Genomic DNA, 25,426 nt, shown 5'->3' with positions numbered 1-25,426 from the left:
TACGGAGGGCTACTATGAAGTTAATTCCTTGGAATGTTGAACGGTTTGATGAATTACTTGCATTATGGGCTAAAGAATTATCGGATGAATTTCCAATGCGCGAAGAGCTGTTCAAGCAAAACAGTTTTGATGATGTGAATCTTTCGTATGAGAGTTCTCATATTGCGGTGGATGATGAAAATCATGTAATTGGTTTTGTCGTTGCTAAACTGTGGCAAGAAGAAATAGATGTGAACATGGACCTGAAAAGGGGATGGATTCAAGTGTTGCTAGTGGATCATGAGCATCGTGGGAAAGGGGTAGGTACGGCTTTACTTGAACGAGCGGAAGACGATTTGAAGAACCTCGGAATCACTGAAATGCAATTGGCTGGGGATCCGTTTCATTACTTCTCCGGAATACCGGATCAATATCCAGAAACTCAAAAATGGGCTGAGAAAAAAGGGTATCAAAAGAGAATAGATACATATGATTTGATAAACCATTTAGAGAAGCACTATCCGATACCTGAGGATAAGATGATTGAATTCTCGATATTAAAAAGGAATGAAAGGGATGAACTTATTTCATTTCTCGAGAAGTGCTTTCCGGGTAGATGGGTTTATGAGGCCATTAAGTATTTTGATATGAATGGGGATGGCCGTGAGTTCCTAGTGTTGAAAAAGAAAGGTCGAATCATTGGATTTTGCAGAATGAATGATGCAGATTCACCATTCATTGCACAAAACGTCTATTGGAGCCCTTTGTTCGAAGAACCGGTCGGTGGAATCGGGCCGCTGGGGATTGATCCAGAAGAACAGAAGCAAGGTTACGGACTTGCCATCGTTCAAGCAGCCATGGCTTATTTGCAAGATAGGAAAATCGAAACCATTATTATTGACTGGACCATCTTTATAGAGTTTTATGGGAAGCTTGATTTCACACCGTGGAAAAAGTATGGGGTTTATTTGAAGGATCTAAAATAACAAAAGGTATATGGACAATAAACAGGTGAAGAAGAAATGCTTCCTCACCTGTCCCAAATTATAGTTGCGAAATCTGATATGACTTCGAAATATCTTCACTAATTTGATTGGCGGTTTCGAGTAGGAGTGGGACATAAAATTCTTCGATACTTTCTTCTGTAAATCTCCCTGCATGTGCAGAAATATTAATAGCAGCAATTACTTTTCCATCCTGATTTTTAATGGGTGCTGCAATGGAATGTAGGCCATCCTCAAGTTGTTGTTTAGAACTCGCCCATCCTTTTTTCTTAATCTCAATCAGACGCTCTTTCAACGTGTCTTTGTCCACAATTGTTTTAGTGGTGAATGCTTTCAGTTCGACAGAATCTAGATATTCCTCGAGTTCTGCAGCTGAAAGATTCGCAAGTAATACCATACCCATTGAAGTTGCATAAGCAGGGAGGCGAGAGCCGATATCCAGTGCGATTGTCATAATTCTCTTCGTAGGAATACGGGCCACATAAACGATATCCGTATGATCCAAAACAGATACTGAAGTGGATTCCTCAGTTTGTTCTACAAGTTTTCTCATATGGGGATGTGTGAACTTCCAAATATTTCTCGATGATATGTATGAATAGCCTAGTGAGAGTACACGTGCAGTTAACATATAGCGGCCATTTATTGAGTGTATAAAGCCTAATTCTTCAAGCGTTAAAAAAATGCGCCTTACAGCCGGCCGACTCAAATTGGTAATTTGTGCGGCTTCGCTAACTGTAAGGTCAGGATATTCCGGCGAAAAAGCTTGAATGACTGATAAACCCCGTTCTAGAGATTGGATGAAATCAGTTGATTTGATAGAGTTTTTAGAAATCTCACTTGACATTGAACCATCCTCCGATGATATAATATTGGTAGTGTACGATATAATTAATGATCGTACGTTTATCGTACAACGTGAGAATGATTAATACAACTAAATATATATAAATAATTAATAGGGGGATATAAATGGCTAGAGAAGTAGTGATCGTAGATGCTGTTCGGACACCAATCGGGAGATACAGGGGGCAATTTAAAAATGTTCGTCCTGATGATTTAGGGGCTATTGTTATTAAAGCGTTGCTTAATCGAAACCCTGAACTGGATCCGAAGTTAATAGATGATGTTATTTTAGGAAATGCAAACGGCGCGGGTGAAGACAATCGTAATGTTGGTAGAATGTCTTTGCTTCTAGCAGGTGTGCCGCAAGAAGTGAGCGGCACAACAGTGAATCGTTTATGCGGATCTAGTTTAGATGCCGTTAGCATGGGCGCTCGTTCGATTCTTTCAGGTGAGTGCGATGTCATCATTGCAGGTGGTACTGAAAGCATGACGCGTGCACCATTTGTGATGGGGAAACCTGAACATGAATTTCCGCGAGGTGATATAGGTTTACATGACACGACAATGGGGTGGCGGTTTATAAATCCCAAGTTGAATAAGATGTACGGAACAGAATCAATGCCACAGACAGCTGAAAATGTTGCCAAGAAATTCAATATTTCAAGGGAAGAGCAAGATTCATTCGCATACAGAAGTCAACAGTTAACGAAGACAGCAATTGAAACGAATCGGTTTGAAGATGAAATCATCCCGGTTACTCTGAAAGATAAAAAAGGAAATGAGATTATTATAGATAAAGATGAACATCCAAGACCAAACACGACCGTGGAAAAGTTAGGGAATTTACGTCCGTTGTTTGAAAACGGAACAGTCTCTGCGGGAAATGCTTCAGGCATCAATGACGGTGCTTCCGGTGTCATTTTAATGAGTGCAGAACTAGCCAAGAAATTAAAGCTAAAACCGCTTGTTAAATTTGTCGGTTCTGCAACAGCTGGTACAGAACCTTCACTCATGGGATTAGGTCCAATCTATTCCACGAAAAAAGTGATGAAGCGATATGGTCTAACCTCTCAGGACTTCGATTTGGTTGAAATTAACGAAGCATTCGCTTCGCAATCAATTGAATGTGTAAAACAACTGGAACTGGATATTGATAAGGTCAATGTTAACGGCGGCGCTATCGCATTAGGCCATCCGCTTGGCGCAAGTGGTACACGTATCTTGACGACGCTTATTTATGAAATGAAAAAAAGAGATGCGAAATTGGGATTGGCTTCGATGTGTATTGGAGTTGGGCAAGGGATATCAGTAGTTGTAGAGAATGTAAACTAATTCAAATTAATTCAAATGAAAAAACCGTTCTAACCAAGAACGGTTTTTTGTAATTAATCTCTCATTTCCAAATAGGATAGAGATACTTTTAAATTAGCGTTTCGTTCACGAATCACATTGAGCAATTCTTGATCTTTCGTGTCGACTTTACTGCGTATCGCGAACGTGTACAAAATCATCGTTCCTAGGTTTGTTGTTTCGACTTGACGAAGTTGATAGCTATCCGTTTTTTCTTGTAAAATATCATCGAATAAGTTTTCATCGTTTAAGTTCTCAGGAACAGTTATTTTTAAAATTTGCGTATCCTTGCCTGCACCATAATCAACTTTAAAGAGTAAATAAAACACAAGACTTGCAAATAGTGTTAGGACAATGGCAAGTTCGAATTGGAATAATCCAGCTGTCATACCGACACATAGGCCGAAGAAGATATACGCGATGTCTTTCGCGTTTGTCACCGCACTTCTAAAACGAATGAGGGAAAACACTGCGAATAAACCAAATGCAACACCTGCATTTCCACTAACGACATTCATAACAACCGAAACAATAACGCTCATCATTACAATCGTATGAACGAATGCTTGTGAATAACGCTCGCCTGTAAATGTAATTTGGTACACCTTCGTAATAATTAAACTCAGAATGGCTGCAATCGCCATAGCTCCGATGCTCATCCATATAGTGGGTTCGCCATCTAATCCATTAAATTGAAACAAGTTGTTTATGCTTTCCACCTTTAACGCCTCCAATTGTTGTTGTTTCCATCCACTCATTTTGTGGAAGGACTTCTCCGTATAATAATTCAGTACTTGTGCAAAACTTTGAAGCACTTCGTTGTTCGCAATTTAGTTCCTGTAAAAACCGTGTGAGCCATAAAGGCACGCTATCATTTACTTTAACTTCAAGTACGACCAGGTCTTCGTCGATAAAATTCACGCCGTAAGGACCATTTTCAAGTGCTAAATCTTCATTTCGGCATTTTAGATTCAAGTCAAACGTAATTCGTAATTCTGGATCTGTTGTCCCGTGAAATGCATGTCGGTTGTAGCTAACAATCATCTCAGGATGTAAGTTGTAGAATCTACGAAAATGATCAATCTCTCTTAATACTTGCGTGTTAGATGTTTCATATGTTGATAGATTTTCAGCTTCCTCATTGTCCAAATACCGATATGCTTCATTTAATGGTAAAACTAATCGTCGTTTATTGACTACCTTATTATGCTTTTGTTTCACTTCAAAAAATGCAGTCCCGTTTCTATCGGTATCATCGTAGACCCGTAATCTAAGTTTTTGTCTGTACTTTAATTTGTTTTTCGTTTCAAAGTAGATTTCTTTCTGAGGATTTTCAAAGTACAGACTAGTTACGGTGTATTGACCATCTACCCCGTATTTATCATGTCGCATATAAGGTGTTATCTTTTCGACAAGCTGTTCATACTGCCAGCGCGTGATTAAATACTTTTGTTCTCGCCGGCTAAAAATCTCAATAGCCACAACATCACTCCTCTATGTAATAACAACCATCCTTAATCTGGATTACTCCTATCATAGTATTTACTTATGTGATTTCACTGTGAAGTTTATTAGAATATCATGAGAGTCTGAGGGAAAATACCAAAAATATGCACATAAATATTTGTAACCGTTGGAATTCATTGTATAGTTAAAGTAGATTGTTCATTTCTTTTAAATAAAGGAGCTAATATTATGAAGAAATTTTCGCATGTTGAAAGAAAGAACATTTTAACCAGGCTTAAAGATGAGCAGTACGACGTCATTATTATTGGCGGTGGAATAACGGGGACGGGAATTGCCCTCGATTGCACGACGAGAGGGTTAAGGACTTTATTGGTAGAAATGCAGGATTTTTCAGCGGGTACTTCGAGTCGATCTACAAAACTGGTTCACGGTGGTCTCCGTTATTTAAAGCAATTTGAAGTGAAGATGGTTTCGGATGTCGGTAAAGAACGCGCGATTGTATATGAAAATGCACCCCATGTTACACATCCGCAGTGGATGCTGTTACCGATTTATAAAAAAGGCACCTTTGGCAGGTATTCAACATCGATTGGTCTCAAAGTCTATGATTATTTAGCTGGGGTGAAGCCGGAGGAAAAGCGGAAAATGCTTTCTCAGAAGGAAGTTCTGCGGCGTGAACCATTGCTAGCTAAAAAGGGGCTTTTGGGTGGCGGTGAATATGTCGAGTACCAGACGGATGATGCAAGACTTACAATTGAAGTTGCGAAAAAAGCCTTTGAATATGGCGCTGATCTTCTAAACTATGTCAAGCTAGATCAGTTTGAATACGATGCAAATGGAAAGATAGTGGGCGTATATTTACTAGATAAACTAACGGATAAACCTTACCATGCAACTGGTAGTATCGTTGTTAATGCTGCTGGCCCTTGGGTAGAGAGGGTAATCGATCTGGATGATAAAGTGTTTGGTAAAAGTTTACTTCTGACAAAAGGTGTACATATTGTACTCGACAGAAAACAGCTTCCCCTTCATCAACCCGTTTATTTTGATACCCCTGATGGCCGAATGGTTTTTGCAATTCCGCGGAATGGAAAGACCTATGTTGGGACGACGGATACAGTCTACGAAGGGAATCTGGAACATCCAACAACAACCAAGGAAGATAAGGAATACTTATTGAACTGCATCCAAACCATGTTTCCTCAGACGGCCATTGAAATGGAAAATATCGAATCGACTTGGGCCGGTATTCGTCCTTTAATTCATGAAGAGGGGAAAGGTCCATCTGAAATTTCTCGTAAAGATGAAATCTGGACTTCTAAAACAGGACTTATCACAATTGCAGGCGGGAAACTAACCGGCTATCGAAAAATGGCTGAAACCGTGACTGATTTAATCAGTGCTGAATTGGGGAAAAAAAGCAGCCAATCAATCACTAAAGATTTGAAGTTATCCGGTGGCGACTTTTCTCATCCAGGCGATTATCCGATATTTATCGGAACTAAAGCCAGGAAGCTCTCGATGTTGGGAATGTCAAAGGAAGACGGTGCATCAATTGCCGCAATTTACGGCACGAACACAGATGCAATCATTGATCTGGAAAATGAGCTATTAATAGAATTAGATTTACCGCTGCCAATCAAATTGACATTGCATTATGCAATTCAATTCGAGATGGCGATGACACCGGTGGACTTTTTTGCAAGGAGGACAGGTGCTATCTATTTCGATATTCCTTGGGTGCAAACTTGGAAGCAACCAGTGATAGATTATATGGATCGTTTATTTGAATGGTCTCCGGAAAGAAAAGAACATATGAGAGAAGAACTAGAATTACGTATACAGGAAGCAACTAGCTAACTACCTAAAAAGAACCTAAAACGGTTCTTTTTTTGGTTGGTATAAACTCCTTTTATGCTTGATGCTAGTGGGTTTAGTCACATGAATTAGCAATCAACTTATTTAAATAATATTATTTGTTAATATTTAGGAATAGTACTATGATTATGAATATTAAAATGATATAATAATACTGAATTTAACCCACAATATGGATAATTAAATTCACTAGGTTTTATGAAAACAGATACTGTGGAAAGGAGATCTTATATGGAAAAAAAGTCTCATATTATTTGTGGTGTGACTTCACATACCCCTAGAACAATTAATATGTTGAAATTGGGTGGTGAGAAAAAAATATTTGTACTTGATTACAATCAGACAAGTAAAGTTAGAGAAGAAAACGGCGTTACTTATATCTCAAAAGAAGGGGCTTCGCAATTGGTGATGAATGACCCGAACACGGTTTACCATCACTTTATCTATAAACGTCCTGATCAACCATCAAAAGTAAAAGTTCGTCAATAGCATGCAAACTACCCCGAATTGAATGTTATACTTAGTGATAAGGTAACTACAAAAAAGGGTGGAGTGATAGGTGTGAAGACATTTTTATATGAAAAAGAAGAGGAAATGTTGACGTTCTTAGAAAAGTTAGTAAATATGGATAGTGGGTCAACAGATAAGGAATGCATAGACGCTGTTAGCAACATCTTACAAAAAGAGTATGAAAAACTTGGATTTTTAGTTGAAACTGATTTACAAGAGGTCCAAGGAAACCATCTCGTGATTCGGCACAAAAACGCGAAAAATCCGGAAATAATGTCGGTTGCGCATATGGATACTGTTTTTGCAAAAGGGACCGCTTTAAACCGCCCATTTACCATACGAGAAGGTCGTGCGTATGGTCCAGGTGTGATTGATATGCAAGCAAGTCATGTTTCTCTTTTATATGCATTAAAATCGCTTCAAAAAACAGGGAGAGCTGGCCTTGAAAATATATTAATCATTTTAACGAGTGATGAAGAAATTGGTTCGCCAACTTCAAAAAATCTTATTGAAGAACATACCGTTGGTAAAAAGTATGCACTCATTATGGAGCCTGCACGACAAGATGGATCGCTAGTTACAGCTCGTCGCGGTGCAGGTGAGGTAACGCTTCAGGTTACGGGGAAAGCTGCGCACGCCGGCATTGAGCCACAAGCAGGTAACAGTGCCATAGAAGAACTCGCGCAGAAAATTATTAAATTACATAAGTTAACTGATTATGAAAAAGGGATTAGTGTTAACGTCGGGGTTATAAATGGTGGCAATACCGTTAACACAATCGCTCCATCCGCAGTTGCTCATGTTGATCTTCGTATTAGTAAAATGGAGCAGGCGGATTGGCTTGAACGTGAGATCAAGGAAATTTGTGCGGTTCCAGATGTTAAGGGCACGACAATCAAGGTGACAGGCGGGATTGAAAGACCACCGATGGTGAAAAATCAACAAACAATAGAATTGCTTAATGTGATTAAGTCGATTGGGAGCGAACTCGGAATTGAAATTAAAGACATGGCGACTGGGGGAGGCTCGGATGCATCGTTCACATCTGCGATGGGTGTTGCGACGATTGATGGATTAGGTCCAATCGGCGGAAATGCGCATAGTGAAGATGAATACTTAGAAGTGGATAGTCTTGTAGAACGAACGAATTTGTTAGCACATGTTATCCATCGATTAACAATCGAAAAAGATTAATGAAAAACCGCGGCCCATGGGTCGCGGTTTTTCTATGTTTAAAGAACTTTATCTAGTAATTCAAGATCTCGATCTTCCACCCAAACCATTTGCGTAAATCGTAATCCGAGTGCTGTAGGGTGCATGTGAATATATTCAATCTGTGCTGTTAACGCATTGCTTTCAATCTCTTCATTTTCCTTGGGCTCTTCAGATTTTGCATTAGGTTTGATATCTTGGACGGGAGGCGTTGCAACAGGTTTTGCAACTGCGGCCTTTTCTGACTTTGGTTTTGCAACTACAACTAACGGCTTTTCTGCCTTCGGTTTCTCAGCGGCTTTTTGCATTACTGCAGGTTTGCTAGTTTGTTTAACTTCTTTTTTCACTTCAGCTTTTGGATTTTCAGGTTTCTTCTCGACTTTTTCTTCAGTATTTTCTTCAGTTTTCGGGTTTACGACCGGTTGTGCGTTTGGACGTCGTGCGCCGATATACCGGCTTCCCCAATAATGAGGGTCATAAATTGATGAAATCATAACGCCTTTACTTGTCGAAGCGTGAATAAAGTTAGTGGATCCGATGTAGATGCCCACATGCGAGACGTTTTTTCCGTTCGTGTTGAAAAATACGAGATCCCCTGGTTGTAAATTATCTTTAGATACGGATGCACCCACATTAAATTGCCCGCCCGTCGTTCTAGGAAGTGAACTACCGCCGTCGCTAAATACGCGTTGCGTAAAGCCGGAACAATCGAATCCGGCAGCGGACGTACCGCCGTATACATAGGGGGATCCGATGTAACCTTGTGCAATAGAAATCATTGTAGATGATGAGCTTGCAGCGGCAATCGCTGGAGTAGCCATAGTTAAAAGTAGACACCCAAAAATACCAAAAAAGAATCGCTTCATGTTATTCCCTTTTCCCCTTTCAGTTACCTGTTTATATATTTCATATTTTCCGACTATTTATCTATGATTCATCTTATCAAAAATAAGGAAGGGGACAGTTACAGTTATATTACAACTTAATAACATATAAATCATAGAGAATTCAAGACGAGTACTTGTTGTAACATTATTAATCAAAATAAAAAGAAAGACTGCCAGTTGTAATGGACAATCTTTCTTTTATTATATTACATAAAGAAATTCTCTTCTCCAATCTTATCGTATAAGCCGCCTTTTTTGAACAAAGCCAATTTTTCTTTCGGTAACTTTTTAATAATAACTTGAATATCTTTAGTACGGGCGTCGTCAATAAAAGTGGATAAAGCAGCTTCTCCGGTCGCATCGATCACGGATGTCTGTTCCATGTCGAGGATAATGGTTTTTACATCGCCCGTAAGAATAACTGGATATGCATCTTCAAATATTTTAGCAGTACCAAAAAATAACGGTCCCTCTAGCAGGTATTTCTTCAAGGTAGCAGGATCCTCTTTACCAAACTTGACGATTTCAACGTCAGACGTCTTTGCCACTTTTAAATGAAGTTTATTTACCATTTTACGTAGAAATGAAATCACAGCAATCAAAATACCAACTTGAACTGCAACCGTTAAGTTCACGAATATTGTTAGTAGAAAAGTAGTTAATAAGACGATGGAATCGGCAGAGCGAATCGACAAAATATGGAGAAACGCTTTTCGTGCACTCATATTCCAAGCTACAAACATTAGAATAGGCGCCATGGCCGCGAGGGGTATATGTGATGCATAAGGCGCAAACAACAGCAGGAACCCTAGCACAAACATACTTTGTACGAACCCGGAAACCGGACTTACCGCGCCAGCACGAATATTTGTTGCGGTTCGTGCAATTGCACCTGTAGCAGGTATTCCGCCAAATAAAGGTGTAATAATATTTGCGATTCCTTGTCCGAATAACTCGCGTTTTGAATTGTGGTTTTCTGTTTTTTCCGGTTTCATCCCGTCCGCAACGACAGCGGATAAAAGGGATTCAATTGAGCCAAGTGCCGCAATAACCAGGGCGGGTTGCCAAAGTGCGACTAACTTGGATAATGTAATTTCGGGAAAGCGAAACGTTGGAAGAGAATTTGGAATGCCACCGAAAGCGGTGCCAATTGTTTCAATCTTTCCTTGAAAAAAGAAGAAAGAAATTAGTGTTGGGATGAGGAGCGCGACAAGAAGAACCGGAACGCGCGGTGCAACTTTCGGCAATATGAAAATTACAGCAAGACCGATAACTGCGATAAGAATGCTAAACGGATTGACTGTATGAAACTGTTTGATCAGACCGAGCATATTTTCATGGAAAAATTCTTGTTGTTTCAAACCAGTTAATCCGAAAAAATTACCCAATTGACCAGTGAAGATTATGATGGCAATTCCGGCAGTAAAACCGATTGTGACCGACTTTGGAACGAAATGAATTAAACTGCTAACGCCTGCGTAACTCATGATAACGAGGATAACACCAGCTAGAAATCCAGCGATTAACAGGTCCTCATAACCATATTGAAGAACAATCGCAAGTAAAATAGGGATAAATGCGCCAGTAGGTCCAGCAATTTGAAACCGTGATCCTCCAAGAAGCGCAACTAGAAATCCTGCGATAATCGTTGTATAAATCCCGTACTCCGGTTTTACGCCAGATGCGATTGCGAATGCCATACCAAGCGGTATTGCAACAATTCCCACAGTGATACCCGCAATAAGGTCTTTTCTGAAGCCGTCTGCATTATAATGTAAATATCGATTGTCTTTGAACAAATGGTTCACTCCGTTGAAATAATCTATTATTATTGAAACTTCCATCTATATTATAACTTAAAAACGTTGTAGCTCCAAGGGTTCGGTTTAATATAATAAAACCAGCATCCTACCTTATGAGGATGCCGGTTTCATAGATTCAAAATGAATATTTTTTTAATAAATTTTCAAGTTCTAACGCAAGTCCCACATTACCTTTCACTTTGAGCTTCCCCATCATATAAGAAGCAACAGAGTTTAAGTTTCCACCAAGTAGTTTTTTGAAATCTTTTACACTCATTGAAAGTGCGCAGTCCGATTCATCGGGAGTCCCAATAATCGTTTCGGCATTTCCATCCGAAAATTTCAGACCGAATTGACCGCCATCTTCACCTAAAAGAACAATGGAGTAAATTGCATTCATGTTTTTATAAGGCTCAGGTTTCTCTTTCAGTCTTACATCGATTTCATTCCAAATTTCTTCAAGCGTCATATTGTCAAAATTTGATGTCATCAGGTATCCCTCCAAATGAATATTCATTCATCTGTAATTATACCATTAATTTCTATTCTTTTGGAAGAAACTAATAATTGCGCCGAGAAGTCCACCGGAAATCGCGGGTACAAGCCATCCGATTTTCTGCTCGTACAATGGAAGGTGGGCGAGTAATTTCGTCACCGGCTTCACATCAATCTCTGCTACCAGAAGTCCATCGAAAATACTGACGATAGCGGTTGCGGAAAGCGCAAGAATATAAACAATCGGTTTCCGTCCAAACGATTTATCGATGAAGGACATCAGCATGAGGACAATCGCAATCGGATAAATCATCATCAGGATCGGCAATGAAATGGCGATAAGTTCAGTCAAGCCGACATTCGCGATAATTGCGCTAAATCCAGCAAAAATCAATACATAAATCTTGTATGATAAAACTGGGAAAATCTCATTGAAAAATTGAGCACATGCGGACACGAGTCCGATTGATGTCGTTAAACATGCAAAAATGATTGTGACGGCCAGAATTGTTGTTCCAGCAGAACCGTATAAAACGGTAGATGCCAAAGATAGAATTGCGCCTCCATTTTCTTGCATGCCAATCACATCAACACTTGTCGCTCCGATATAACTTAAGGAAACATAGACGAAAGTTAATCCTGCTGCGGCGACAAGACCAGCTACCATCATAGCTTTTAAAATCGGTCCTTTTTTTGTTACGCCTTCAACTTTTAGTGCGTTAACAATGACGATACCGAAAACGAGCGCTGCAATAACGTCCATCGTCAGGTAACCTTCTACGAAACTACGAAAAAAGGGATGTGTAGCGTAAGCTTCTTTCGCTTGTCCAATCGTTCCAATCGGCGTGAGAATGCTTTTAATCGCCAATGAACTAATGACGATAAATAACACGGGCGTTAGCACTTTACCAATTCTATCGACAAGTTTTGCCGGGTTTAATGCTAAAGCAATCGTCATTAGGAAAAAGAAAATCGTGAATAAAGCAAGCGGCCAATCTGATAAAACGGCCCGGTCAGAAAGAAATGGAACGACTCCGATTTCATACGATACCGTAGCTGTTCGTGGAATCCCGAAAAAGGGGCCAATTGCCATATAAATAATCATTGTGAAAACGATTCCGAAGACTGGGTGGACTCTTCCTGCTATCGTTTGTAAACCTGAATGGCCTCCCGCATTTGCAATTGCGAGGACTGCGATGAGGGGAAGGCCGACAGCTGTAATGAGGAAACCTGCCATCGCAATGAGTAGATTTTCACCAGCCAGTTGTCCGAGTGAAGGGGGGAATATTATATTTCCTGCACCAAGAAATAATGCGAATAGCATTAGTCCAATGAGGAAATTTTTTCGTAAGGTCAATGTAAACACTCCTTGAAATAGTATGAATCTTTATGCCGCATTCTATTATAACAATTACAACGTAAAAGTGGTGAAAAAATGAGGAGTATTATTATTCCGAATTATATAACTTCGATTGTGGCTTAATTCGTGAATGGAAGACTCGGATATGTATAAATATCATCGTTATATACTAATTCAATTTACTGAAGTGCTAAATAGGTGTAAAATGAAATTAGTATTCAAAATTGTGGAGGTCTGAAAATGGAAACAGGCGAATTTATGCGTAATTTAATTATTGAAACCCCGTCTTTACCCGGTAATTTTGCAAAGGTTGCGTTGGCAATTGGAACACTCGAAGGGGATATAGGGGATATCCAAACGATAAAGATTGGTACATTATCAACGATTCGCGATGTTGCGATTCATTGTAGAAATGAAGACCACTTACATACAATTGTTGAAGCAGTGAATGCCATTGGCGATGGCATTGTTGTGCACGCTGTAACGGATGACGTTCTCCAAGCGCATGAAGGTGGAAAAATCCACATGAAGAGTCGAATGGAAATTCGTTCACTCGGTGATTTGCGAAGAGTTTATACGCCTGGCGTGGCCAATGTTTGTGAAGTAATAAAGGAAGATCCCGAACAGGCGAACTATTTTACTGGAATCTCAAATACGGTTGCAATCGTAACCGATGGGACGGCTATTTTAGGGCTCGGAGACATTGGCCCGGTTGCGGGAATGCCTGTTATGGAAGGTAAGGCTGTCTTATTGGATCAATTTGCAGGCATTAGCGGTGTTCCGATATTACTTGGCACGAGTGATCCGGATGAGGTTGTGAATACTGTTAAAAATATTTATCAAGGGTTCGGCGGGATTCTCCTCGAAGATATTGGATCGCCACATTGTTTTGAAATTGAAAGAAGACTAAAGGAAGAACTTCCAATACCAGTCATGCATGATGACCAACATGGAACAGCTGTCGTCACGCTAGCTTCAGTGATATCCGCATGTAAAGCGGCAGGGGTTAAGCTTTCGGATTCCACTGTAGGCCAAATCGGATTGGGGGCAGCCGGTTTAGCAATTAGCCGCATGCTCATGGAATACGGCGTTAAAGAGGTGCGCGGCATTGATCGTAACGAAGTAGCATGCGAACGTCTTAAAGAACATGGTGGAACCGTAGCGGAGTCGTTAGAAGAGGTAATGTCAAGTTGTGATATTATTGTTGCGACAACGGGGGTTGCCGATTTAATCAAACCGGAAATGGTTCAAAAAGGTCAAATCATTTTAGCACTATCGAATCCAAACGCTGAGATTAAACCAGATGTTGCTTTGAAGGCTGGCGCGGCATTTGCAGCAGATGGCCGACTTGTCAACAATGTTCTTGGTTTTCCTGGAATATTCCGCGGTGCTTTAAATGCGAATGCAAAAGAAATTACGTATCCGATGCTTCTTGCGGCTGCAATTGCCATCGTTGAGAGCACTAAATCCGGGGATCTCGTTCCGCATCCGCTAGATCCTTCTGTTCACGAAAATGTAGCAGCAGCTGTTGAACGCGTTGCTTCCAATCAATAATATAAAAGTGCACCGGATTAAAATCCAGTGCACTCTTTTTTTGTTGTTATTTACCAATTGGCCAATCAAATGGCGGTGAACCTGGCGGTGAGTGCTTTAAAATTTCGAACACTGGGATTGTATACGCGAAAAGGATTAAGGCAACCGTAATCGCAATCCAGAGAATCCAGTTTTCTAATAGTTTTGGTGTTGGCTCCGCATCGTCTTCTTCCTCGGCAATCGGATATTCCTCGACGCCGCGCGGTGCAAAGAATGCTAATTGGATGAAGATATAGACCATCAAGATGATGGCGATGAAAAGAATCGATCCGCCAATTGCTTGTGCCATTTGATAACTAATCCATGTGTCCACTTGCGCTCCGCCTGCATATTCAGAGAAATTGGAACGACGTGGTCCCCCCAATAGCCCTTGGATATGCATTGAAGTAGACATGATCAGCATACCGACAGTCCAAGTGAGCGACTGAATAATACCTAACTTGTTTAACTTTGGTGTCAAACGACGTCCCGTTAAATGAGGGACAAGCCAATACGTAATCCCGAAGAAGGTGAGGACGGATGTCATTGCCGCCGTTAGATGGAAATGCCCCGTTACCCAAATGGTATTATGGATTAATGCGTTCATTTGGTGTGATGCGTTAATAATTCCGCCAGCCCCTCCAGGAATGAAAGCAACCATACCGATGAAAGGCGCTAAGAAACGAACATCTTTCCACGGGAGTTTTCTGAACCAACCGAATAGCGTCGTAAATCCTTTCTTACGTCCCGTTGCTTCAAATGTAGCGAAAATCGAAAAGGCTGTCATAAGGGTTGGAATTACAACCATAAATGTCAGGACGACTTGAATGAATTTCCATGTCGGATCGATTCCTGGTTCTGTCAGCTGATGGTGGAATCCGACAGGAATCGAAAACATTAGCAACAGTATGAATGAAAGTCTGGCTAGCGAATCACTGAATATTTTCCCGCCGATTATTTTAGGAACAATCGCATACCATGCCATATAAGCTGGCAGTAACCAGAAATAAACGAGTGGGTGACCGAAATACCAGAATAGGGTACGACTTAACAACACATTAATGGTTGCCGTATAGCCAAGAGACCATGGAATGAATAGAACAAGTACGGAAACCGCGACGCCGAGAGATGCAATTACCCACATAATCATATTGATTGTTACCATATATGCGAGAAGCGGAGATTTCTGTCCTTTATTAGCTTTTTTCCATAGGTATAGCTGACGGAAGTTTATGAATGCTGCAACCCAGCTTCCGATAATGACCAATGCCAATCCGAAATAAAAAATAGGATGCGCACGTAACGGTGCGTAAAAAGTATAGAGTACGGAAGCTTGCCCTGTTAATACCATGACCGAAGCCATTATTGTTCCTGTAAGCATAATCCAGAATGACCACCATGCTGCTTTTCGTTGTTTATCGGTCATTCCAACTGTTTTTCCCATAAGAGAAAATTGGAAACCGATAATGAAAAATGTTGTCATGACTAAACCTAGAATAACGCCGTGAACAGTAAGTATTGTGTAATAATCAATGCCGAACGGTAGTGTATATTTACCTGATCGAACGAAAGTCTGTAACAGTCCCATTAATCCGCCGACTAAAAGAGAAGTGAAAGTTACGTACATAAACGCCATGTACAATGTAGATTCTTTTTTAGAAAAAGTTAGTAGTTTCATGGTTATTCATACACCTCCACTTTCCCAAACATTAAGTGGTGACCGATACCACAATATTCATTACATACAATTGTAAATTCACCATTGTTTTTCATCACTGTTTCGTAACGACTAATATGTCCAGGTTCAACCATCATATTGACGTTCGTTCCGGCAATTTGGAAGCCGTGCACGACATCCGTTGTCGTCACTTGAAAAAGAACAGTAGAACCTTTTGGTATGCGAAGTGTGTCAACGCGGTCCCCATTTTCATCTTTTCCCAAATCATAATTGAATGCGGAAGCAACGATGTTCACTGTGTATTTCCCCTCCGCTTCTTCATTCAATCCAAGATTTTCCGGCTTAAAAGCTTCATGCGCTTCAACATTTTGCGGATCAATCGTTTCGATATGACTTTGTGGATGCGTTCCTTTCCAAAAGGCTGCGAAACCAATAATGACTAAAAATAGGGCAAGTGAACCAATTCCGAAAATCAACCATATTTTTTCATATTTATGCAAATTCATTGTATATCCCCCAATCATTCATTATCTAGATAAAAAGAGTGCGTAGATTCCAAACCAAGATGCCACCATAAACAAACCAAGCAACATGACTGCAATAAATGTGCCTTTAAAATGAATCGTAGAGTCGTTGTTTTTTGTGTGTTGCTGTTTTGAATTTTTGTCTTTCATATCGTCACTTCCTTTCGTCATGCAGTGTTTAGTACCGCTTACCTCTATAATAGGCGGTAGATGTTAAATCGGAATTAGGGATTACCCTAGGTTTAAAGATAACCCGGAATCCTTCACACTTTGTTCACGATTCATTCATAAAGTTGCCATATGCGGATTAGTTTGGTATGCCATTTTTTAGTTGACATGATGCCTAAAAAAAAAATACAATTAATACAAAAAAAAAATTAGTGAAGGTCGGATGAACAAAGTGGAAAATATGAAATTTATTAAAGTTGATAATGCGGAACTGGGCTCAGAAACTACTTTTCAAGTAATTAAAGAAGAGCTTGAAAACAATCGTCTACATTCAATCGGTCTTGCGACTGGAAACACAATGATTCCGGTCTATGAAAAATGGGTAAATTCAGATCTTGATTTTTCAAACGTGATTACGTTTAATTTAGATGAGTATGTGGGGATTTCTGCGGATAGCCCGAATAGTTATGCTTATTTCATGCATGAACATCTTTTCGATAATAAGCCATTCAAAGAAACGTTTTTGTTAAATGGTTTAGCTGAAGATTTAGAGGAAGAGTGTAAAAGGTACGAAGGTTTACTTGAAGAACATGGCCTCGATTTACAATTGCTTGGTGTTGGGGAAAATGGCCATATCGCTTTTAATGAACCAGGAACTTCGTTTGATTCAGTGACGCATGTCGCAAAATTGGCTGATTCTACATTGAATGTGAATAGCCAACTATTTGCGAACGACGAAAAAATTCCTGATACTGCTTTATCCTTAGGAATCGGTTCAATCTTGCGAGCGAAGAAAATTGTGCTGCTTGCATTTGGTGAAAGAAAACGTGCAGCACTTGAAAAGGTACTAGAAGGTAATGTGACTACTGAATGGCCAATCACTAAACTTCTTCACCACGATGACGTTACAATCATTACTGATCTTGAACTAGAACTATAAAATAAACGAATAGAAAAATGCCACACCGTCGTTTTTGAGGCGTGGCATTTTTTCTTCATTATCTATTTATTAACGTTGGTCACCGATATGTCCTCTATATTCAGACCGCAAATCCTCGATGTCTTCCATACGTTCTTCATTTTCCAATAAAACACGATTTTCTTCGTCGATTTGAACATCTATATCCTTATCAGGCACGGGTTCTGAACGGTGTTTTCTAGAATCATCTTGCTCTTTTTGCGTGCTGAAAGTGGGTGTATTTCTTTCTTCTAATGGTTCGTATTCGCCTGCAGCATGATCTCGCTGTGAATTTGAATTCCAACCCATATCCGTAGGTTTTTCGTGATTGGCCATATAGAAGTTATTATTTTCTATCCATTTTTCAACATCGTTTTTCACAGACCCTTTTGCATTATGAAAAATTTTTATCACGTCGTCCGATAAATGATCTTTCTGTTGCATGAGTATACTCCCTCCCTATTTTGTATGACATTTACTTTGATATACCCGAATCGCCAAAATTCAAACTGTTGGATTAACTGAAACATTTAAACAGAAGCTCATACACTTTTTCGAGAACAGTAGAGTCGAAGTGCAATATCTCTTTATTTGTGTTATAATAGTAAAGATTTTAAGACTAGGTTTTTTTAGGAGGAAGGACATGTTATTTCTTGCAATCGCTGTAGCGTTTGTAGCATCCATATTACTGACTCCGCTTGTGAGAAAATTAGCATTCCGTATCGGAGCGGTTGATCGCCCGAATTATCGGAAGGTACATGTGTCTATTATGCCTCGTATCGGAGGCCTTGCCATAATAGGTGGTTTTCTAGTTGGTTATCTATTACTAACACCAGCAGATGAACACGCCACTGGAATTCTCATTGGAGCCCTTATAATTGTGATTACCGGGTTTCTCGATGATATGCTCGAGATTACGGCAAAGGCGAAAATTGTCGGTCAATTAGCAGCCGCTATCGTTGTAGTGACATGGGGCGGTTTACAAATTGAGTTTATTAATTTACCTTTTGGTGGAATAATTGAATTTGGGTTTTTAAGTATCCCCGTAACAATACTTTGGATTGTCGGTATTACGAATGCTATAAATTTACTTGATGGTTTGGATGGTTTAGCAGCAGGCGTCTCAACAATCGCGCTTATATCGCTTTCAGTTATGGCGATGCTTATGGGGGACATGTTCGTTGTAGCAACCACTGCAATTTTAGCAGCAAGTTCACTAGGCTTCTTATTTTACAACTTTTATCCAGCCAAGATATTCATGGGGGATACCGGGGCATTGTTTCTCGGCTTTATGATATCGGTTCTTGCTTTGCTAGGCTTTAAAAACGTGACTTTCATTTCGTTGGTTATCCCTGTTATTATACTCGGAGTACCAATTTCTGATACATTTTTCACGATTGTTCGCCGCGTTCGGATGAAACAACCAATCTCGAAACCTGATAAATCCCATTTGCATCACAGTCTGTTAAATGCTGGATTTTCACATAGACAATCAGTATTAATCATTTATGCGTTCGCTGCGATGTTTGGCGGCGGGGCGATCTTGTTTTCCCAAGCAACCCAATGGGGCGCGCTATTGCTTATCTTTATCATGCTCGTCGCGATTGAACTGTTTGTTGAAATCATCGGACTGGCCGGCTCCAACTACAGACCAATCTTGAATCTGGTTCGGATGATAGGGAAATGATGACAGGATCTATAAACGATTAGACAATCTTCTAAATGGAGATTAGATCTAATCGTTTTTTTATTGGAAAAATGGGGGAAACGACCAAAACGACAGCTCAAACGACCAAAGCTGCTGGCGAACCGACCAAACCACCACTCAAACGACCAAAGCCGCTGGCGAACCGACCAAACCACTGCTCAAACGACCAAAGCCGCCAACGAAACGGCCAAATCCCCTCCCCACAAACCGCAAATCAACTTTAAACAACAAAAAAAGCCCGAAAGTATTTATCGGGCTTCATTCATTCAATATCATTATCTCGAAAAATTTGCATCGTCCGCGGATTCGTTCATGTCAGTAGTACTGTTAAATCCTGAGTTATCATTTACTAGTGAAGAACTTGGAGAAACTTCCAAATGGTTTTGAAGATCTATTTTTAGTTGTTCAAGACCTTCTTCATCAGGCAACCAATAATAAATACCTGTCGACATATCATCCAATCCACTAATGTTGATGGTTTCAACGTCTGGCATGCCGCCTTTTGCATACTCGAAAAATGATTTCATTTCATTGAACGTCATGTTTGTTTTCATGTTATCGCCAACTGCGTCAATTAAATCGCCATACTTTGTGATAGATTTTACTGAAGTAGCTTGACTCATGATAGATTTTAGAATCATTTGTTGTCGCTTACCACGTTCAATGTCACTGTCTAGTTTACGCGTTCTTGCAAGTGCAAGTGCTTGTTTTCCGTTCAATTCCTGTAAGCCTGGTTCCAGATGAACTGTCCGTTTATCATTTTCATCTAATTCCGTTAGTTTATAAGGAACTTCAGCTTCAATTCCGCCAAGCGCGTCAACGACTTCAATAAATGCGTTGAAATTCATCTTTACATAATAATCAATGGGAATATCGAGCATTCCCTCAACCGTTTCGATTGTCCCTGGAACTCCGCCAAAAGCGTGCGCATGCGTTATTTTATCATTGCGACCTCTGTCGGGAACATATACGTAGGAATCACGTGGGATACTGACGAGCTTCACAGACTTTTCTTTGTTGTTAAGCGTGGCGACGAGGAGAGCGTCGGAGCGGCTATTACTATCGCCTTGGTTTCGCTTTTCACTTTCATCGACACCGATAAAAAGGATAGACACATTATCTTTCAATGGCTCAACAACTTCATCGCGCAAATCGGACTTAATTCGATCATCCAACGCCTCATAGGCTCGGTCAGCTGCATCTACAGCCTTCTTTTTCAGTGCGACCGCGTATACGCCAACAACTAACACTGTTGATAATGTAACGAAAAGCGCTATTTTAATCGCAAGTTTTTTTCGGCTGCTTTGCTTTTTCTCCTGTATATACTTACTTCTATTCATACATATTTCCTCCGAACTTATTATATGATGGTGTCTATTATTAAATAAATATAGCAGACAATTAATTTAACCCTAACAATGTGACGTTTTTCTTTGAAGAAAGTTTCATATCTATAAATTTGCATTTCACATTATTATACTCTTTTTTTGTCTTATATACAATTTAATTTAGATATTAAATTCTAGGAACTTAGTAGTCATTGATGAAATCTTCGCTTGACCATTCGTAATTTCGTTCATCCATAATGTAAAGTCATCTTCATCTTCAATCGGAACATATATAAATATATCCACATCTTCCGTATAACTTATATCTTCAAGGATGTAAGTTGATTGTCTAACTTCGTTTTCTACTTTACCTAGCCAATTATACTCAACAGTAACCTTCATCAAATAGTGAAGTCTACATGCCACAATGCCAGCTGCAGCTATCCCATCAGAAGCTGCCCGGCCATAGGCGCGGATGAGACCGCCGCCCCCAAGTTTTATGCCGCCGTAATAGCGAGTCACCACAATTGCAGTATCTTTTAACTTTTGCTTTTTTAACACTTCGAGAATTGGAACGCCAGCAGTCCCAGAGGGTTCGCCATCATCGTTCGCTTTTTGTATATCATCATGTTCACCTATCATATATGCCGAACAGTTATGAGTTGCGGTGTGATGCATTTTCTTTATATTATTAATGAAGTCGAGTGCCTCTTCTTCAGTTTCAACGCGCATAACGAAAGTAATGAATCGTGACCTTTGGATAACGTATTCGCTTTCGCCATACCCTTTTACAGTGCGATAATTTGCACGCATTATTAAAACCTCCTAACTTGTAATACAAACTTAATATTCATTTCGTTGTATAATGATATAATAAATGAAGTGCGTAAGGAATTGATAGCTCTTTTGGCACTCTACATAAAGCGCATTTGTTTATTTTCTAATTGGGGGGGTAATCTATATTGGCAGACCAAAGAGTAGATATTAAAGCTTTAGACACCATCTTTTCAAATATGCTACGTGCGATGGATCAATCCAAGAACGATATATTCATTATAAGTGAACGGAGTCGTAAAAGCTTTGATGACATGAAAGCAGAGCTTGAAATGGTGGAAAATGCGGTTGCTCGTTTGCTAACAGAGAATAGCCAGTTAGAAGAAAAAAGTCGAATTTCACGAAAGCGGCTCGCAGAGGTTTCAAAAAACTTCGCGAGTTATTCAGAGTCGGAAATACGCGAAGCCTATGAAACTGCCAATAATTTACTTATTGAACTATCGGTCAATGAGATGGAAGAAAAACAATTGCAACAAAGGCGTTTCGAACTTGAAAAGCGTATGAATGACCTTCTGGAAACAATGCAAAGAGCCGATCAGCTCGTGAATCGAGTTTCATCAGTTGTGAATTATTTGATGTCTGATTTACAAAATGTCGGCGAAGCACTTCAAGATGCAAGCCTCAAACAGAATTTCGCGATAAGTATAATTGAAGCGCAAGAGGAAGAACGGAAAAGGCTATCTAGAGATATTCATGACGGGCCAGCACAGATGTTAGCCAATGTCTTGCTAAGATCTGGTCTAATTGAAAAGGTATATGCTGAGAAAGGTGCAGATTTAGCATTTCAAGAACTTAACGAATTAAAAGAGACGGTACGGGATGCACTTTCCGAAGTAAGGCGAATTATATACAACTTACGTCCGATGGCGCTTGATGATTTAGGCTTAGTTCCAACGTTGGAAAAGTACCTATCAAGCACTGAAAACTTTGAGAGGGCGACCAAAATTCATTTCATTAGTATTGGGAAACCACTTCGTCTTCCAACGAATATAGAGATATCCGTATTCAGATTGGTGCAGGAATCAGTGACCAATGCAATAAAACATGGGCATTCCAAGGATGTTTGGGTGAAAATTGAATGGCTTCGGGATATACTAAACATAGAAGTTAAAGACAATGGTAAAGGCTTTGAATTACAAGAAGTACGAGATAAATCATTTGGGTTAATTGGTATGAGAGAACGTGTCGAATTACTTAAGGGTGAAATGAAAATTAGTTCCACTCCGGGGAAATGGACGAAAGTAACATTCGGAGTGCCACTTAACAGCGCTGTAATCGACACTATAACCTAAGAATTAGAATTATTGGGAGGAAATGTTAATGACGACGATAAAAATTGTAATTGTGGATGATCACCAACTTTTTCGTGAGGGAGTAAAACGAATTCTGGATTTTGAGGATTCTTTCGAAGTAGTTGCTGAAGGTAATGATGGAAGTGAAGTGGTTGATCTTTATGAAAAACATAAACCAGATGTTATGCTAATGGATATCAATATGCCTCGAGTTAGCGGTGTGGAAGCAACGGAAGCACTTCTTAAGGACTACCCAGAAGCGAAAGTTATTATCTTATCCATTCATGATGACGGGTCATATGTTACGCATGCCCTTAAAACAGGTGCGCTTGGCTATATGTTGAAGGAAATGGATGCAGATGCAATTGTTGACGCGATTAAAGTTGTTTCATCAGGCGGCTCTTATTTACATCCTAAAGTAACACATAATCTTGTGACAGAGTTCCGTAGACTAAGCGAACGTGAACATAAAGGCGCCTTCCAACAAAACGACATTCGACGTCCATATCATTTGTTGACAAAACGCGAATGCGAAGTGCTACAATTGTTAACTGATGGACAAAGTAACCGTACAATTGGTGAGACGTTGTTTATTTCCGAAAAAACAGTGAAAAACCACGTATCAAGCATCTTGCAAAAAATGGCTGTCAATGATAGAACCCAAGCGGTAGTTTCGGCTATTAAAAATGGTTGGGTAGAAGTGAAGTAACGAATTATAATAGAAGAGGGCCATCCGATTTTGGAATGGCCCTTTTCTGTACGCAGGAGGAAAAGTAATGAAAAAGTTTTACATGGCAATAATAGTAGGGATTTTGTTTGTGCTCGGTGCATGTAGTGCAGATAAAGAAAGTTCAACGCAAACCGGTTCAGTAGATGATGGTGAAGCAATTACGAATAACGGCGCGATTGATCACGGAGTGGACGATAAGCAGGTCGGATTCAATATGTCTGGTGGGAAAATTGAGGAAGCCGCAGGTGTACCGGCTGCTGAGAAAGAGCGAATTTTAGAAGCATTTAAGATATATATCGATGCCTTTAACGAAAAAGATATCGATAAGTATATGGATACTCTTTCAAAGCACTCGAAAGTGTTTGATTTAGAGGAAGAACGTTCTTATATGGGAGAACAATTTAAAGCGTATGATTTGAAGCGCGAGGTGTCTAATACAACTATCGTTAAGTACTCTGAAGACGAGGCTCAAGTATTTGCAACGCTAAAGACAAAAGTCAAGCAAATCTCGTCTGGTTTGGAAATTGATCAATTAGGTCGGCAAGTGACGGTATTTACAAAAGATGACGGTAACTGGAAAGTATCAGCCATTCATTATATTGGCGATGAAAAAACTAAATAAAACGTGTGGAAAAACTTCTTGCTCATTGCAGCAGGAAGTTTTTTTTGTTCAACCATCTTTTACAAGTTGATATTTCCGTGTGAAAAGCATATACTAGAACAAATGTTCTATAACGGAGGGAAAAGGTATGGCTCTAATTCCAGTGGAGTCTTTGCAGTACTTCGAAAATATGATTTACTTGCCGATGGTTCTTATCGTTTTGGAACGAGATCGGCAAGAATTTGAAAAGGGTTCATTTAAACTTAAAAGACCATATGTCAACCTGGTTGAAGAAGCGCTAAAAGTTGTGCGAGCGGAACTGAAACAAACATCGATTTATTTGCGGCGAAACAATATGAAAGTCATTCGCGGTAAAACAGATGGTACTTTCACTGAGTATCTTTTTTTACACGGCGGCTATGAAGAGCGCCGCCGCTATCTGAATGTTCGCTTGCGCAATCGGACCGAAGAGCTTATTACAATTTATCTAGCCATGACAGCTACTTAATAGAAAAATAAATTAAGATTAAGACCTGGAGAGTTCCTTGTATTTTCTGATGCGCTCTTTTTCCAAGAGATTACCTAAAGCAACTTGACGATATATCGTCGTAGCAGAGACATTAACCTTGATTTTTTTGCCGTTGATCAAATGGATGATGCATGCGTTTTTCAAGGGTTGGATATTAAGAACTGCATTTAAAGCGATCCAAACGTTATCGGGAGCGCTTGGCGATAAGGTCGGAAAGAATGTGATTGGATTGCCATAATCGAAAGCGACAACAATAGGCGGTTTGTGCAGTTTTTTCAAAAACTTTTTAGAGCTTTCCATTGCGTTTTCTAACGAGTGGCCATAATGTCGACATGAATTTCTAATACTATGTAGCGGTGTTAGTGAATAAGTAAGTTCTTTATCCATTTCGATGATTCGAAACATCTTGCCAGAATCGGTCATCACCGGTTCTAGTACGAGTGTTTTTAAAGAAACAATATACGGCGAACTACGACTATTCACGTGCAAATTAAACAACTTCCTTTCCGATTGGTATATGCCTATAATATATAAAAAAAATTAATATATCAACATATTTTACGCGCAATTCTAAAAATTAATAAAAGATGAATCCTTTAGCCTATTGGCAGTAAACTAAATCTAGATATATGAGGCGTTTATGTCCGGAGGATAGAGATATAGAAAAAAAGCCCACACCGCCATTGCGGGGTGGGCTATTAGTTCTTTTGTATT

Annotated in this window: 27 protein-coding genes; 13 read left to right on the top strand and 14 right to left on the bottom strand. The window is 39.7% G+C overall.

Translation table 11 applies throughout. The annotated features are described in order from the left end of the window. Positions 1–14: 14 nt before the first annotated feature. A complete protein-coding gene (locus tag J4G36_RS09265; protein WP_210469723.1) occupies positions 15–965 on the top strand; it encodes a GNAT family N-acetyltransferase in 951 nt (316 codons plus the stop codon). Positions 966–1,023: 58 nt separating this feature from the next. Here the strand turns inward: J4G36_RS09265 and J4G36_RS09260 are convergent, their stop codons facing one another. After that, positions 1,024–1,830 (bottom strand): IclR family transcriptional regulator domain-containing protein, encoded by an 807-nt coding sequence (locus tag J4G36_RS09260; RefSeq protein ID WP_246880457.1) that lies wholly within the window; start codon positions 1,828–1,830, stop codon positions 1,024–1,026. A 125-nt stretch (positions 1,831–1,955) separates the two neighbouring features. Between J4G36_RS09260 and J4G36_RS09255 the strand changes: the two genes are divergently transcribed. After that, a complete protein-coding gene (locus J4G36_RS09255; protein WP_210469722.1) occupies positions 1,956–3,161 on the top strand; it encodes an acetyl-CoA C-acyltransferase in 1,206 nt (401 codons plus the stop codon). A 53-nt stretch (positions 3,162–3,214) separates the two neighbouring features. Here the strand turns inward: J4G36_RS09255 and J4G36_RS09250 are convergent, their stop codons facing one another. Both J4G36_RS09250 and J4G36_RS09245 read right to left on the bottom strand, forming a co-directional pair. Next, positions 3,215–3,898, bottom strand: coding sequence for a DUF4956 domain-containing protein (locus tag J4G36_RS09250; protein WP_368668745.1), 684 nt, complete (start codon positions 3,896–3,898; stop codon positions 3,215–3,217). After that, positions 3,867–4,661, bottom strand: coding sequence for a polyphosphate polymerase domain-containing protein (locus J4G36_RS09245; protein WP_210469721.1), 795 nt, complete (start codon positions 4,659–4,661; stop codon positions 3,867–3,869). Before J4G36_RS09245 ends, J4G36_RS09250 begins: the two co-directional genes overlap by 32 nt. A 213-nt stretch (positions 4,662–4,874) precedes the next feature. Between J4G36_RS09245 and J4G36_RS09240 the strand changes: the two genes are divergently transcribed. The 3 genes from J4G36_RS09240 (at position 4,875) to J4G36_RS09230 (ending at position 8,228) form a co-directional block, all read left to right on the top strand. Beyond that, positions 4,875–6,506, top strand: a complete 1,632-nt coding sequence (locus J4G36_RS09240; protein WP_210469720.1) for a glycerol-3-phosphate dehydrogenase/oxidase — start codon at positions 4,875–4,877, stop codon at positions 6,504–6,506. A gap of 249 nt (positions 6,507–6,755) precedes the next feature. After that, on the top strand, positions 6,756–7,013 hold the full coding sequence (locus J4G36_RS09235; protein ID WP_210469719.1) for a hypothetical protein: 258 nt from the start codon (positions 6,756–6,758) through the stop codon (positions 7,011–7,013). A 72-nt stretch (positions 7,014–7,085) separates the two neighbouring features. After that, positions 7,086–8,228, top strand: coding sequence for a M20 family metallopeptidase (locus tag J4G36_RS09230; protein WP_368668744.1), 1,143 nt, complete (start codon positions 7,086–7,088; stop codon positions 8,226–8,228). Between the two features lie 38 nt (positions 8,229–8,266). On the opposite strand, the gene J4G36_RS09225 is transcribed toward J4G36_RS09230, so the two are convergent. The 4 genes from J4G36_RS09225 to brnQ all read right to left on the bottom strand — a co-directional run bounded on the left by J4G36_RS09225 (position 8,267) and on the right by brnQ (position 12,787). Next, positions 8,267–9,112: a C40 family peptidase gene (locus tag J4G36_RS09225; protein WP_210469718.1), complete on the bottom strand. Its 846-nt coding sequence runs from the start codon at positions 9,110–9,112 to the stop codon at positions 8,267–8,269. A 227-nt stretch (positions 9,113–9,339) separates the two neighbouring features. Further along, positions 9,340–10,941: a SulP family inorganic anion transporter gene (locus J4G36_RS09220; protein ID WP_368668743.1), complete on the bottom strand. Its 1,602-nt coding sequence runs from the start codon at positions 10,939–10,941 to the stop codon at positions 9,340–9,342. A gap of 130 nt (positions 10,942–11,071) precedes the next feature. Next, positions 11,072–11,425 (bottom strand): SCP2 sterol-binding domain-containing protein, encoded by a 354-nt coding sequence (locus J4G36_RS09215; protein WP_210469717.1) that lies wholly within the window; start codon positions 11,423–11,425, stop codon positions 11,072–11,074. 45 nt (positions 11,426–11,470) lie between these two features. Next, positions 11,471–12,787 (bottom strand): branched-chain amino acid transport system II carrier protein, encoded by a 1,317-nt coding sequence (gene brnQ / locus J4G36_RS09210; RefSeq protein ID WP_256439572.1) that lies wholly within the window; start codon positions 12,785–12,787, stop codon positions 11,471–11,473. Between the two features lie 243 nt (positions 12,788–13,030). Between brnQ and J4G36_RS09205 the strand changes: the two genes are divergently transcribed. Then, a complete protein-coding gene (locus J4G36_RS09205) occupies positions 13,031–14,344 on the top strand; it encodes an NAD-dependent malic enzyme (RefSeq protein WP_210469716.1) in 1,314 nt (437 codons plus the stop codon). Positions 14,345–14,390: 46 nt separating this feature from the next. On the opposite strand, the gene J4G36_RS09200 is transcribed toward J4G36_RS09205, so the two are convergent. The 3 genes from J4G36_RS09200 to J4G36_RS18500 are packed head-to-tail and all read right to left on the bottom strand — an operon-like array spanning position 14,391 to position 16,735. Then, positions 14,391–16,040, bottom strand: a complete 1,650-nt coding sequence (locus J4G36_RS09200; protein ID WP_210469715.1) for a b(o/a)3-type cytochrome-c oxidase subunit 1 — start codon at positions 16,038–16,040, stop codon at positions 14,391–14,393. Positions 16,041–16,042: 2 nt separating this feature from the next. Continuing rightward, on the bottom strand, positions 16,043–16,546 hold the full coding sequence (locus J4G36_RS09195) for a cytochrome c oxidase subunit II (protein WP_210469714.1): 504 nt from the start codon (positions 16,544–16,546) through the stop codon (positions 16,043–16,045). A gap of 21 nt (positions 16,547–16,567) precedes the next feature. Further along, complete coding sequence (locus J4G36_RS18500; RefSeq protein WP_246880456.1) at positions 16,568–16,735, bottom strand: cytochrome c oxidase subunit 2A; 168 nt, start codon at positions 16,733–16,735, stop codon at positions 16,568–16,570. Between the two features lie 238 nt (positions 16,736–16,973). Here J4G36_RS18500 and J4G36_RS09185 point away from each other — a divergent pair, with 238 nt between their 5' ends. Next, a complete protein-coding gene (locus J4G36_RS09185) occupies positions 16,974–17,672 on the top strand; it encodes a glucosamine-6-phosphate deaminase (RefSeq protein WP_246880455.1) in 699 nt (232 codons plus the stop codon). Positions 17,673–17,741: 69 nt separating this feature from the next. Here J4G36_RS09185 and J4G36_RS09180 read toward each other — a convergent pair whose 3' ends face one another. Then, positions 17,742–18,134: a hypothetical protein gene (locus J4G36_RS09180; RefSeq protein WP_210469712.1), complete on the bottom strand. Its 393-nt coding sequence runs from the start codon at positions 18,132–18,134 to the stop codon at positions 17,742–17,744. A 199-nt stretch (positions 18,135–18,333) separates the two neighbouring features. Here J4G36_RS09180 and J4G36_RS09175 point away from each other — a divergent pair, with 199 nt between their 5' ends. Together J4G36_RS09175 and J4G36_RS09170 are read left to right on the top strand one after the other, a co-directional pair. Continuing rightward, on the top strand, positions 18,334–19,377 hold the full coding sequence (locus J4G36_RS09175; protein ID WP_210469711.1) for a glycosyltransferase family 4 protein: 1,044 nt from the start codon (positions 18,334–18,336) through the stop codon (positions 19,375–19,377). A gap of 35 nt (positions 19,378–19,412) precedes the next feature. After that, positions 19,413–19,622 (top strand): hypothetical protein, encoded by a 210-nt coding sequence (locus J4G36_RS09170; RefSeq protein WP_210469710.1) that lies wholly within the window; start codon positions 19,413–19,415, stop codon positions 19,620–19,622. Positions 19,623–19,673: 51 nt separating this feature from the next. Here J4G36_RS09170 and J4G36_RS09165 read toward each other — a convergent pair whose 3' ends face one another. Next, positions 19,674–20,738: an LCP family protein gene (locus J4G36_RS09165; RefSeq protein ID WP_210469709.1), complete on the bottom strand. Its 1,065-nt coding sequence runs from the start codon at positions 20,736–20,738 to the stop codon at positions 19,674–19,676. A gap of 168 nt (positions 20,739–20,906) precedes the next feature. Further along, on the bottom strand, positions 20,907–21,539 hold the full coding sequence (locus tag J4G36_RS09160; protein WP_210469708.1) for a YigZ family protein: 633 nt from the start codon (positions 21,537–21,539) through the stop codon (positions 20,907–20,909). Between the two features lie 149 nt (positions 21,540–21,688). Between J4G36_RS09160 and J4G36_RS09155 the strand changes: the two genes are divergently transcribed. The 4 genes from J4G36_RS09155 (at position 21,689) to J4G36_RS09140 (ending at position 24,691) form a co-directional block, all read left to right on the top strand. Continuing rightward, complete coding sequence (locus tag J4G36_RS09155; protein WP_210469707.1) at positions 21,689–22,852, top strand: sensor histidine kinase; 1,164 nt, start codon at positions 21,689–21,691, stop codon at positions 22,850–22,852. 28 nt (positions 22,853–22,880) lie between these two features. After that, the gene (locus tag J4G36_RS09150; protein WP_210469706.1) at positions 22,881–23,561 is read left to right on the top strand and encodes a response regulator transcription factor; all 681 of its coding nucleotides are present in this window, start codon (positions 22,881–22,883) and stop codon (positions 23,559–23,561) included. 67 nt (positions 23,562–23,628) lie between these two features. Continuing rightward, positions 23,629–24,204 carry a Cif family virulence factor gene (locus J4G36_RS09145; RefSeq protein WP_210469705.1) on the top strand — a complete coding sequence of 192 codons (576 nt, stop codon included), beginning with the start codon at positions 23,629–23,631 and terminating at the stop codon, positions 24,202–24,204. A gap of 127 nt (positions 24,205–24,331) precedes the next feature. Beyond that, entirely contained in the window at positions 24,332–24,691 is a 360-nt protein-coding gene (locus tag J4G36_RS09140) for a YhjD family protein (protein ID WP_210469704.1), read from the top strand. Between the two features lie 18 nt (positions 24,692–24,709). Here J4G36_RS09140 and J4G36_RS09135 read toward each other — a convergent pair whose 3' ends face one another. Beyond that, positions 24,710–25,195, bottom strand: coding sequence for a competence protein ComK (locus tag J4G36_RS09135; RefSeq protein ID WP_210469703.1), 486 nt, complete (start codon positions 25,193–25,195; stop codon positions 24,710–24,712). Positions 25,196–25,426 lie beyond the last annotated feature (231 nt).

The sequence above is a fragment of the Sporosarcina sp. 6E9 genome, assembly GCF_017921835.1.
Lineage (GTDB): Bacteria > Bacillota > Bacilli > Bacillales_A > Planococcaceae > Sporosarcina.
The sequence above is the reverse complement of the archived record's forward strand: the minus strand, read 5'-3'. Positions and strand labels throughout refer to the sequence as shown.